The sequence below is a fragment of the Pseudomonadota bacterium genome, assembly GCA_026390555.1.
GTDB lineage: Bacteria > Bdellovibrionota_C > UBA2361 > UBA2361 > OMII01 > OMII01.
Window position 1 is genome coordinate 1 of sequence record JAPLFS010000014.1, and the last position, 12727, is coordinate 12727.

Sequence of the window (12727 nt, forward strand, 5' to 3'; positions counted from 1 at the left end):
AACGTCATAAACGCGCAGACCATCCTGCCCCGCTGCCGTATATAGGTACTCTCCACGAAGCTGAATAGCGCGGGTGTTACCATCAACGCCGTGGTGTTCATGGCTCTCCTGCAGCTCAAGCCCCCTCTCCTGGTGCGCCTTAAAGTAGTCCGGATAGGCGTAGCGTTGTAGGTAACTTCCGATCACTGCCTGCGGCTCCTCCCACTCAGTCACCTGAACCCCAGCCACGCCCTGCTCACTCGTAGCAACCCAGGTATAGTACCCCATGAAATTAACGAAGTTAGTTCCTAAGAGAAGAAGCTGCGCCATGATGGCGTTGTTGTCGTTATCTTTAGAGATATGACAATCCTTACACCCCTTGGTCTCGGTGGTACGCACCGTATGGGGAAAATGTGGAGCAAAGGCCTGTGAGCTGTAGCCACCACCCGATGTGGGGGGTTGCTGGAAGTAGACCTTCTGTCGATTAGCATCGACGGAGCTTAGAATAAGTGCGCTCGATGAACGCACCGGCACTATCTTGCCGTTCTTGGCAGGGCCGTGCCGTCCAAGTTGATACATATCGTCACGCGCTACCTGTGGATTGTAACTCGCCCAGTTGCGGGTCTCCTTGCCCTCATAGTGATTGACCTTACTCTTCCAGTTAGCCTGTATAGGAAGGTGACATCCCCCGCACGCCGTGGTCCACGAGCTATGGCAGGCGAAACACGCCATCTCGCTATTGGGGTGTGCGAGCTTTGATTCAAATCCAGGCTTAGTTCCCTGCTGTGCTGCTGCGATCTTGTAGGTTTCAGCCCCCTCTGTGAGCTTCATAACTAGCTTCGCGTCGGCGGCCCGTTTATTATAATCACGACTCTCTGGATCTACGGAATCCCTGACCTGCTTAACGCGCCACTGCATGCCCTTTGTAACCATCGAGCGTTGATAGAGCTGATTATCTAGCCAAGCAAACTGGCTCTCTCCCCACGGAGTGCGCTTAACGGCGAGATCGTTTCCACCCGCAGGTGCCGCAGGTCCAGAGGTTTTAAGGGTTGCGCGTTTAGTTAGATCACCGTGACAATCCTCGCACCCGATCTCTACTGCCTGCGCTACCTCTCCGTAGATATTACCATCCCCGTGCGTATCCTGCCCAAAGTGACAATCAACACACTGCATACCAAAATCAACATGGATATCTTTTAGGTGCACAGCTTTTTTGAATTTATTAGGATCCTCGAAAGATACTAGCTTGCCATCCTTATCGAGTAGATGCCCCTTGCGATCGCGCTTATATACCGCTCTAAAGTTCCAGCCGTGTCCGTGATAGTCTGCAAACTGAGTTGTGTTTAATTCTGGATTAAGCTCACTAACCCGCTTTAAGAAATCCATATCGCTCCACTTGCCGCGAATAGCAGCCTCTTCGGGATTATGTTTAAGTGAGTTAAAGCTCTCCTCCATCGTCGGATAACGTTGCTTCTCAGGCCACATCTTTGGAGCGTCAGCTTCATAATCCCACATCGTGTAGCCGAGGTAGGTGTTTAAGAACATATTAGGCTGGTGCATATGGCACACCATGCACTGACTGGTCGGAATTGCTCGGGTAAAAACGTGCTTGAGGGGATGCCCCCCCTCATTCTTAGGAATAGTAGGATCGGTGGTTATAGATCTGCCATCGTGTCCATACTTAGCATAGGGCCCTGAGTGTAGCGGATCGCGATCATTTGCATAGACCGCGTGGCAGGCCGTGCATCCACTACTTCTATAGTCACCCGGATGATCGTTCGTTCCAAGAAAACTCAGGTGCGGATCGTTTAGGCGAGTCTTATGGATATTCAGCAGCGGCACAGCGATGCGTGCGCCAGTTCCAGGGCCACGATTTGAGGCCCTAATGTCCGGCCTTCCTGAATCCTCAAGGGAGTTCGGCAACCCAACCTCCGCGAACTGAGTCTTGTTAAATATTCCGCCCCGTTCAAAGACCCTAAATATATCTGCCGGTGGAAAGATCTCCCAGGTAGGAAGGGGCAGAAGCTTTTCAAGCACCCCACGCGCGCGCATCTGAGCCGTTAGGGGCCTTCCATCATGCACGAGAGAGGCTGGCTCTCCAGCCCGCGTGTAGCCCTCACCTAGCAGATAGCGCTTATTGGGCAAGAGTCCGTTATTGTACGCCGCCCCTCCAAAGAACATGGCAGAGGTTGTCATCAGGCTTTTTTTAACCGCCGTAACGATCTTAGCGTGACACCCTCCGCACGCTTCGGGAGCTGCGCGCAGGTCGCCTGGATTTACAAAGCGCACAAACTCAACCGGCTCCTTTATCAGCTCGGTATAGGAGTTTTTTGGATTAGCCGAGGACGGCCAGCTCTCTGGGTGCGTCGGCAAAACGTGCGCAAGCCTCTTTGCGTCCTGATAGGCGGGGTCATCCGTTTTTAGACCGTTTGCTCTAATAGTTGGGTCACCACCGTGACACTCGGCGCATCCGATCTGAACAGCTGGATTCTCATGCATCGTTGGGGCATCGGTCTTAACGTGGCAGTCGAGGCATCCCTTGCTACTCTCCTGCATCTTTTCAGTGGAGCCCCCGGGCTGCAGCACGTTCTTATAGCGCTCCTCTGCATTAACGCTCCTAGTGCAGCAGAGCTCTAATGTATTGGCCGATATAATAGCCACTACACAGACAATTAGGCAGGCGCGCATTAGAGCTATAGTTTGGGCTGCTATTCGTGGCTCTATCTTTTTCATCAAGCGTTAGTACTGAAAAATAAAATTAGTAAATGCATCGTAGTTCGTCTTATCACCGAAGAGGTTCTTCTGACCCTGTCCAGGTAATAATACCCCTACGCCGGTCCTAATCAGCACGTTATTGTTAAGGAAGGGACGATAGAGAAAGCCTACCGAAAGATCCACGCCGATATTCCTGCTAATAGAACCGTCCTGTCTTAGGTCCTGAATAACCGCTACCTGATCAAACTGCAGGAGGCTCGCATTTGTAATTAACTTAAGCTCAGGAAGAACCTCAACATCAACACCGAGGTTATACAGCCTTAGCCCTGGATTAACGAAATTTGATTGTCCAAGCTCCTTACCGGCTCTTAGATTTGGAAGAAGGCTATTTCGACTAACGAGGTTTACTCCACCACCACCGATAAACGGTATCGCCTCACGCTGAAAGAAGGAGAGATCGCCCCCTGCAAAGTTTGGATTATCAAAGATGGCGTCGAATCCATTGGCCTGACCATCATACGGGTCATCATCGCCCGAGGCCCAGAAGCATGAGGCGCGAATACGAACGAAGTCTATATCGTACGAGATCTCCTGCGCGAACATTGCTGCGTTAATATTAACCTGCCTACCTGCGATCTGATTGTGACTCTCTGAGCCGGTCACATAATAGAACTGCGTCGTTGTATTCACCCGACCGAGATGCCCATCTCCTCCGACACCGAGATACGTTGAGTATATATTCTTATCGCGCTGGTCGCCGAGGGCACCTGGCCGCACAAGAAAGTTGTTATTATCGTACTTAGCGCCCTCATCCCCCGCCGTGTCTGCGCGGTAAACAACGCTAAAAAGCATAGTGTGCCCAAGCGCAAGCGCATCCTGACGAAACATATTTGCTACAAAAATATCCTCATGTCGGTCAGTAAAGGTGGTGTTAATACCTGAGTTTGTATCCTTATCGAGCCGCGAGAATCCAGCCAAATTAAACTGAGTCTTATTATCATCGTAATTTCCAAACAACCGCACCCCAGGCTCATTATCATTAAATAAGAACCCTCTAAAATCTGCATTGAACTGCTGTATACCGATGCGACTAGATACGAAATCATACCGTTCAGAGAGGTTCGCCAGATGCACATCGGCGAAGAGCTCCTGAAATCCGATGGCGCTATCGGAACGAACGTTTCCGTATCCAGGATCGGCCTTAACGATTCCGTCCTCATTTGCCGTAAGGTTATTAAAGTTAAATATCGGCGCGATACGGATCTCAAGGTCGGGGGGCTTAAAGGAGGTGTTGCCCTTAATAATACTGAGCGAGGCGATCACGTTCTGTGTGAAGAAGCTCTGGTCCCCGTCGCCAAATACGTTATTGCTGTTTGGCCTCTTAGTGGATGCGCCCCCAACGGAAACTGGCAACCGTCGCACCTCAAACATCGAGTCGGAGATGATAGAGAGCTCAGTAAACCAATCCTCGCCCGGCGTGCCGAATACCGGCAGGTCACCCTTAAGCACGTTCTGATTGTACGGGTCGTATAACCTCCCCACATAGAACATCCTCCAACGATCGGGGATCGCCACGAAGTCAGATGCTGAGTTCTCTATCGGGGGTATAGATTCATAGATATAATTGGGAAATGTAGGTGTCTCCTTATCAGGGAATCTTCTCGGCAGATCCTCCTCATAAATTGTATCCGCTGCCCCTTGCGGCTCCTTTTCATCGGCAAAAGCCCCGGGGGGAATAGAACAAAGGACCAACACCGAAAACACTGCGAGGCGCTGAATGTAGGTCAATAACCCCACCGATACCCCTCCTCTCTTACGAGGATCTGAAGCACGGGCTTGCCCCATCTATCTTATCCCTCACCACAGACGTTCTGCTCGTTATCCCTAATGAACGGCGCCTCGGGGCAGTTCACATAGCGTAATCGAAGCTGCGCTTGTGGCAGATCGATCTGATCGGCGCGCATCTCTAGCGGCGCATTAAATCCGAGATCGGCATCTCCAGTAGTTGTATGTCCAGCATAATCTAGCCCACGACGACTTGCGCCGTAGAACGCAACGAGATCGTCCTGATCAATTCCATCTCCACTCACCCCTATAGCGCCTATCAGCACACCTCCTCGATAAAGGGGCACAGCGCCCGGGAAGATCTGCATGCCGTTTCTTAGTCGGTTCCCAAAGGCAGCGCTATTAGCACAGTTCCCTGGAACAGAGCCTGGGTGCATAATAGGCCCAGCTAATCCGCCAAATACAAGGTCTAACGAGAGTCCGGTATTAAATACGCTCCAACTCACTCCGGGTGCTGTGCCTGGAAATGGTAGAGAGAACGGCCCGTTGGGACTGCCATTAATTCCATCGGGAAAGAATGGGCGCGCCAAGTTTCCGATCGAGCGATTAGCAAAAGCTATCGAACCATCGAGACTCCTCCCCGTAAATGTAGCAAAGAGTGTCGCATAGTTTACAGGGATTCCCGCAGCGAGCTTCGCTCCAGCATCAGCGGAGCTTATAAAGGCTGCAGCACGCGCTTTTTGAAGCGAGACATCGATACCAAAGACCGGCGCATCCGTTGAACGAATAAATCCAAGCGGTTCTCCAAGCTGATCAACGACGAAGACCGAGACCCTTGCCGCGGTATCGCGTGGGGTACGGATAGCGGCGCGCGTACGGTTCGCCGTTAAGATTGCAGAATCAAGGAGCGCGTCAACCTCTTCCACCTGAAGCTGCACGCCGCCAGCTAGCGCGCGCCCTGCGCGCGTAGGGTACCGTCCGATTAGCACAGCGACGGGAATACCGGCGCGAACCGTGTTGGCAACTCCGGAGCCCCCCGTTCCAAAAACAGTACCTGCCTTAATACCACCTGAGGTATACGAGGGCTCTGATTTAATGGAAGCTAGCTCAAGCTGATCAAGCTCCGCCTGTGTCTCTAGCTCAGAGTAACTAATGTCAGAGAAGCGGAGCGAGCGCCCCGCGAGCGATATATTATCAGCTACACGTTGCGCTGGGGCCTCAAAGCTAACACTTGCTGCCAGCGCCACGCGCTCCTCGGGGGCATCGTCGTAGTCTTGGATATCTCGGTCTATAGTATAGAGCCCATCGAATTCAATTCCTACGCCACCAACTAGATCTCCGTTTTTATAGAGCGGAATCCCTCCAGGATCGGCCGAGAGCCCAAGCGGCATAGGACGCGGACCGGCCCCACCGTTAGCGAGGGTAACATCCCCACAGATCAGTTGTGAAAACTGAACCCCAAAGAGCGGACCACCGGGCTGGCTAGTCTGACCGGGAAGGTAGTTCTCCTGAATAATCTGGCCCGCTGTTCTGCTCGAGAAGGCGTTTCCCTGACTGCTGAGATACGCCCCAGTGCCGGCTTTTGAGATCGCAGCAAGCGTTGCCTGAACAACGAGCCCCTCAAGTCCTCCATTCGCCCCCACCTGGCCATTAATCGTTGTGGTTAGCGGTGCACCCTGCATCTGATAAAGGGCGAGCACGTTTCCGGTCCGATCAACGACGGAGAATGTTCCTGCGGAGCCAAGGCTACGGGTGGCGGTAACGGCCTGCCTTAGAATAAGGGTTACATCGGCTACTGAGAGGGATTGATTAGGGCAGCTTCCATCGCAATTAAAGTTGGCTCCACCTGAACCGCCGCTCCCGGATTCACTACCGCCACCACTACCCCCACATGCTGAAAGTATGGCAAGCGAGGTTAGTATGCCCAAAAAACTTTTATGGCTCATCAACAAACATCCTTCTATCTGGTTAATCCGTGCAGAAACTCAACGATATCTTGCTTCCTTTGCTCTGGAAACCCAAGAGCATCGTGGTAGGAGTGACACTCGACGCACCCCGACTTAACGAAGCCGACTCGCTGCTCCTGGGCGTGGCACTCCTGGCAGAGCTTCTTACCTGGGATCAACAGATCTGTCGTTTTAGTGGAGGTGCGGGTCTTATCGTGACACGACTCGCAGCTAAACTCCTCATGCGCCCCGTGGCTAAAGCGAGCTGCCGTAAACCAGACCTCAGGGATATTCGGTTTTACTACCGTATAGTGCGAGTTGGTGTCGGAACGTTCAGCCTCTAGCTTCTCAGAATATGTATGACACAAAAAGCACCCAGTTTTAGTGAATAGCTCGCGCTCGGCTGTTCGGGCACTCTGTGCAATCAGCTCTATGTTAACCGGCAACTCAGGAGATGCCTCAGTTACTGCGCCATCTGGAATGCGTCGCTGCATTTCGTTTGAGGTCTCAGGTAAGCCCTGACCATCTTTTAACAGGAGCAGCTTCGTATACTCGGTAAAGAGTGCGGGATAAATCGCCTCAGAATCCCCATGCGGAACCTCTACGTTGGGTAACTGCTCATCAAAGCCTAGTGAGTGACAATCACGACAATGCTTGTCAAAACTAATAGGTTTAAGTCTCTTAAAGTTAGCGTTTAGCTCGTGGCAGGCGTTACACTCTAGCGTTAGCGGACCATCCTTGCCCCGAAGCCCTGCTTTTAAGTGCACCTCGTGATTAAGCTTAATCTGCGAACTATCCACTGCCTTAACAGTATCATCCAAACTCACCCTAGAGGTCACTCCACTAGTATCCGTAACGTTAATTCGAAACTGCGGGTGGTTAGCAAAGCTAGCAACATTCTCAACCGTTGCATCAGTTTTTAAACCGGTCATATCTGCATGACAACTTACACAGAACCCCGGATCGTGCGATATCAGACCGCGGTCACCTTCGTGCTCAATATGACATTCGCCGCAACGTGATTTGAGCTCCGGATGGTGCTGATTAAAGCTCTCTATTCCCTTAGCATGTTCAGTCATCGCATGGCAGCTCAAACACTCCCTATCCTGCACCTGCATAAAAGGCTCGGCGTGACATTTTTTACAGTCGGCTTCTATCAGCTTATGTGAGTTTGAGATCGGGCCACTACTCCACGACTCCATCCTCTTGGAGCTGAGCGGAAACACAAAGAGTATTCCGGTGCAGACTAGAGTAACTCCCCATATTAAACCCCTCATGCTCGGTAGATACGACTCAACCCTAAGGCTCTTAAGCAGCTTTGAGCCATCCTCGTGCTGCTTACCCTCCTCTACCGGCTTAATAATATGTATCAACTCAACAACGTCGTCGTCTGCTATCCGTATGCGTAGCTCTATATCTCCTAGTTGAATAAGATCGTTATCCTGTAGCGCTGTTTGCGCAACGCGGCTGCCGTTAACTCGCACCCCGGCCAGAGAGCCCAGATCTAAGACCTGCAGGCTTCCTGCCTCCCTCCCTGCCTTCCAGATAAACTTGGCGTGAACTAGGGAGACCCGCTTGCTGAGAAATATAAGGTGCGAATCCCCGCCACGACCAAGCACCAACTCACTCTGTGCATAGTCTGTCGCTAAGCGCTCAGTCGATCCGTTTAGATTCTGTTTTTCTTGAACGTACCTAAATATCATCTGTTACCGCAGAAAAAACACCGCAAAGATATGCACAGCCAGCGCGACGCATAACACAACTGAAACCGGGACATGCACGTAAAGCCAGATCTTAAGCAGGGCCTTAATACGAGCCTGCTCGATCAATCCACTAAGGATGCTGCGCTTATAATCAAGCATTCCGAGCATACCAACTGCATCGTTATGCTCCGACTCAGGGATCTCTGTTAGCAAGGCTGCCACAATTTGCTGATCGAAAACTGGCAGCTTAGTTAGTTTAAGAAGAGCGCGCAGCCCCACCTTAAATGGAAGATCAAATCTATTAAGGAGCGCCAGAAACTGTTCGCTCTTCTGTACGCAGAGCGCCTCTATCTGCTCGTTGAGAGCGTCTATCTGCTCAATCAACGCAAGGTCCTTAACTCCGCCGCGGTGCGCCGTAATCCTTCCTGATAACACTGCGTAATTCGCCGCCCCCCAGATGCCACTTACGATCGTCAACACCATACTTACGTACGCCAAGGTATGAACATTTACTCCAAAGCTAAAACCAGCATGCAGCGGCACCAGTAACAACAACCCGATCCCGATCCAGACATGCGCCGCGAGCCAGCCCTCTACTGTCCCTAAGGAAGATCCGTAGGCGCGTTTGCGAATCCCGTAAGCCATCAGCCAAATAACTCCGATAGTTGAGATAATACCGAACGTATAGCCGACGGTTGTGCCGCCGTTAGGCCCACCAACCGGAGTATCAACGATATAAACCACCGTACAGAGCAGCAACGCTATCAGGGTGAACCACAGCCACTTGAAGTTACGATAAGTAATGAAGTTCTCCTGTACCACTATTCCCTCTTTGAGCTAACTATCTGCATTAATTTTGTAGAGTTGACGCGCATCGCCGCTCCGGTTGGACAGGCCCTGACGCATGCCGGCCCACCGCTTAGTTCGTAACACATATCGCACTTGGCGGCCTTGGCAGGTCCCTTCACCTTCTTTTTTAAGCCAAGCATCTCTAGCAACGAGAACCCTTTGCTCGTATCGTCATAGACCATCATAATAACTCCGTACGGGCAGTTGCTTACGCAGTTACCACAACCGATACATGAATCACGGATTACGATCTCCCCATTTGGCAGCCGGGTCAGAGCGTCTGGTGGACAATCGAGCATGCAGAGTGGATTCTCGCAGTGGCGGCATGAGATCGGAACCTGAATAGAGGCGAAGCTCTTGCCACCTTTGCGATCAAGCCTACTATATCCATTGTGAGTTGCGGCGCAGGCAGCTTCGCAGTGATCGCATCCGATACATAGGTCTGAGTCTATCAGGAGCACGTTCTCGGCATCTGAGAGTCCCTCCTTCATCATAAAATCAAGCATCGCGCCCGATTCCTCATTCAAATTCAACATCGTGTTCTGTATCTTTCTCTGATCCGCTATCTGTACGATGCTGCGTTTAACATCGGGAAACTCCGCTAGTAGTTCAAGTACATCGCCCTTTTGAAGAACTATTGTATCGCATGCCACTGCGGCAGTAACCGTAGCGGAGCGCGCTGTTGGAGCCTCCATGATCACCGCCATCTCACCAACAAATCGACCTGCTGGCACATAGGTCTGCGCCACATCAACACCGTTGTGATTAAAGCGCGAAACCTTAACGGACCCTTTGCGAATTACGTAGAGCGCCTCGCCGATATCGCCCTCCTTAAAGAGCACCTCGCCCCTCTTGAAGCTCTTCATCTTGGCTTTCGTAACGAGCACCTCAAGGAACGAGAGGGGCACCTCGGGAAAGATCGAGAGCCGCAGGGCGCGTAACATAAAGAGTTCATCCAGGGCGCGCTTAACCGAGTTGATCGATGCGATCAGTTTAAGCATCTGCTTACGGGGCGTCTCAAGTAAGAGTGTGCCTACCTCAGCCGCCCGAACGGTTGCAACACGCCTACGCCCGGAGAGTAGTCCCATCTCTCCAAAGAACTGCCCCTGCGAGAGCTTTACCTTATGTGTTGGATCGATCTCAATCTCAACGCTTCCAGAGATAACGCTCCAGAATGAGTCGCTGTAGTCATTCTTTAGGAATATAATATCGCCTGGGCCCTGCAGGTGCAGGGTAGAGTCAATCGCCATCTCTCGCATCTGTGGAACACTGAGCTCCTTAAAGAGCGGAAGATTTTGTGTAATCTTCGGGAAGTTCTGCTGAAAGGCCCCGGGCAGATGCGCGAATCGCTCCTCAAGCATAGCTTGATCTGCGGGCTCCACCGGCTCGCCTCGAATATGCTCTATAACCTCATAGCCTTGGTTGATCGCCTGCTTAATTAGGGGATACCCGATCAAAGCTCCCAGAATATAGAGGCCCGCTACATTTGATTCATAGCGCTCGTTTACGACCGGAAGTGCCGTTGGCTCTGCGTTGGGAAGGGCTACCCCTATAGACTCAAGGAATTTTCTGGGGGGGATAGATCCAAGCCGAGCTATTATATGGTCGCACGGAACTGAAACCTCCCCCTCGGGGGTATCAATGAAGGTGGTCCCTAGCTCTACGCGCGCCACCGTAGCGTCGTAGAAGCAGCGAACTATCCCCTTAGCGATAGCGCTCAGGATAAGCTTTGCATTGGCATCCTTAGCACGCGCAAATCCGTCACCACGATTAACGAGTGACACGGTATTTGTGTTAGCCAGTGCAAGTGCATTCTCGATAGCGGCATCACCGGCTCCAACAACGATGATATTTTTAGCGCTAAAGGCCTGCGGATCGGCGAGCGTATAGGCGATATGCGCCAGATCGTCCCCAGGAACTCCTAGCTTTCTCGGGGAGCCCTGCACGCCTATCGTAAGAACTACCTGTTTTGCTGTGCATAGTGTGCCCTGGTAGTGGATCTCAAAGAGCTCCCCAACCTTTTCAAGTTTATTAACCTCGGCCCTGATCAGATTAACCTGGTGTTGCTCAAGGTCGTGCTGAAACTCCTCAAGCACCTTTTCCCGACTCCCTGCATCAAAACGGCATCTCGCTCTAAGGGGGAGCCTCTGCGGTTCGGCCATTACGTACTTACGCAGCTGATAATCGTAGATAGTGTTTGCTATCTGGCTCTTCTCAAACAGAATATGGGGTATCTTATGAAAAGCGGCGCTAGTTGCCGCTGCAATTCCAGCAGGACCGGCTCCAATAATGGCGATTTCAAAGTGTTGTGGCATAACAACTAGAGGGCTCTTCTGAGGGGTGCAGTATAACTTTTTGACTATAATTTCCAGGATCATTTGATGCAATTTAAATCGGTATGGCCCCGCACGTTATGAAACGCTACCCTACAGAAAGAGATCTAAAATGCTCGTAAAACGTCTTTACATTATCGCCCTGTTTAGCTGGCTGGCTGCCGTTCCATGCCTGCCGCTCTTAGCTGAGCCAGGCGCTGTAAAACAGGGCGCAAAATACCTTGGAACAGGCTCGTGCTCATCCTCTAACTGTCACGGCAGCGCCCATCCATTAAAGGGCTCAGATGTTCTACAAAATGAATACTATACCTGGACCAAGCACGACCAACATTCTAGGGCCTATAGCAACCTAATAAGCCCTGATGCCAGGCGTATGACGTCCCTCCTCGGCCTTAGTGCGCCAAACAAGGAGCCGCTCTGTCTTAGTTGTCACACGACCTATGTTCCAGAGCAGTCTAGGCGGGGTGAGAGGTTTCAGATTGAGGATGGCGTTTCATGTGAGTCGTGTCACGGCGCAGCTGAAAATTGGCTTGAATCACATGCGGTCACAGGCGCCACCCATAAAGAGAATCTAGCACACGGATTAACCGATATCGCACAGCTCAGTCAACGTGCGACCCTCTGCCTCTCCTGCCACTACGGAGACGAAGAGAAGCGCGTCACGCACGACCTCTACGGAGCGGGGCATCCGCGCCTTAGCTTTGAGCTCGACACCTTCGGAATACTTCAACCGAGGCACTGGGTCGTGGATCAGGACTATATAAAGCGCAAATCTCAGTACGTGCCGTTGCTAGCGTGGTTCGCCGGACAGTCAACTCATGCGCAGAGTCTGATAAAGATGCTCCAATCTCAAGCCAGAACGATGGACGGCGCATTGCCGGAGCTTGCCTTGTTTGACTGTTTTTCATGTCACCATAGCCTCGCTGAGCAGCAGTGGAAGCACCAGACATACGGGGGCAAGCCTGGCCAACTGCAGATTAATCTTGCTCCTCTTCTTATGCTACAGTGGTCGCTAAAGGCCTTGGATCCAAAGCTCGCAGCTACCCTTGGGGAGCAGGTAGCTATCCTGCATACATCAGATGGAACGGCAGCCTCACAGGAGGCGCTCACACAACTTACAGAGCTTCTTACCAAGCAGGTGCAACCGTTAATCTTATCTGCACCAGTTGACTACCAACTGTGCAAAGGGGTTTTGCAGCAACTGAGTTTATTCGCCGTAACGACCCCCTTTCCAAAGTATGAGGTAGCAGAGCAGATCGGTATGGGAATTCAGGCCACCCTAGCCTCCTCTTCACAGCTCGCTAAGGAGTATAAGTCGGAGCTCGACAAGCTCTTTAAAACCCTTTCGCAACCAACGAACTTTAAGAGTGAGCGCTTTACGGCAGCAGCAACTAAGCTGCAGCGCTCGATTCGATAA

At 51.7% G+C, this 12727-nt stretch carries 7 protein-coding genes; 1 reads left to right on the forward strand and 6 read right to left on the reverse strand.

Features of this window, described 5'->3' with window-relative positions; all coding sequences use genetic code 11:
- From NTV65_00840 to NTV65_00865, 6 genes are all read right to left on the reverse strand, one after another.
- Positions 1 to 2712: multiheme c-type cytochrome (locus NTV65_00840; protein MCX6113747.1), on the reverse strand; the 2712-nt coding region annotated here is incomplete at its 3' end.
- A 6-nt stretch (positions 2713 to 2718) separates the two neighbouring features.
- The gene (locus NTV65_00845) at positions 2719 to 4539 is read right to left on the reverse strand and encodes a hypothetical protein (protein ID MCX6113748.1); all 1821 of its coding nucleotides are present in this window, start codon (positions 4537 to 4539) and stop codon (positions 2719 to 2721) included.
- Positions 4540 to 4544: 5 nt separating this feature from the next.
- On the reverse strand, positions 4545 to 6425 hold the full coding sequence (locus NTV65_00850; protein MCX6113749.1) for a heme-binding protein: 1881 nt from the start codon (positions 6423 to 6425) through the stop codon (positions 4545 to 4547).
- A 14-nt stretch (positions 6426 to 6439) separates the two neighbouring features.
- Entirely contained in the window at positions 6440 to 8128 is a 1689-nt protein-coding gene (locus NTV65_00855) for an FHA domain-containing protein (GenBank protein MCX6113750.1), read from the reverse strand.
- Positions 8129 to 8131: 3 nt separating this feature from the next.
- Positions 8132 to 8950: a hypothetical protein gene (locus NTV65_00860; protein MCX6113751.1), complete on the reverse strand. Its 819-nt coding sequence runs from the start codon at positions 8948 to 8950 to the stop codon at positions 8132 to 8134.
- Positions 8950 to 11292, reverse strand: a complete 2343-nt coding sequence (locus NTV65_00865) for a cyclic nucleotide-binding domain-containing protein (protein MCX6113752.1) — start codon at positions 11290 to 11292, stop codon at positions 8950 to 8952. Before NTV65_00865 ends, NTV65_00860 begins: the two co-directional genes overlap by 1 nt.
- 130 nt (positions 11293 to 11422) lie before the next feature.
- On the opposite strand from NTV65_00865, the gene NTV65_00870 reads away from it, so the two are divergent.
- Positions 11423 to 12727, forward strand: coding sequence for a multiheme c-type cytochrome (locus tag NTV65_00870; protein MCX6113753.1), 1305 nt, complete (start codon positions 11423 to 11425; stop codon positions 12725 to 12727).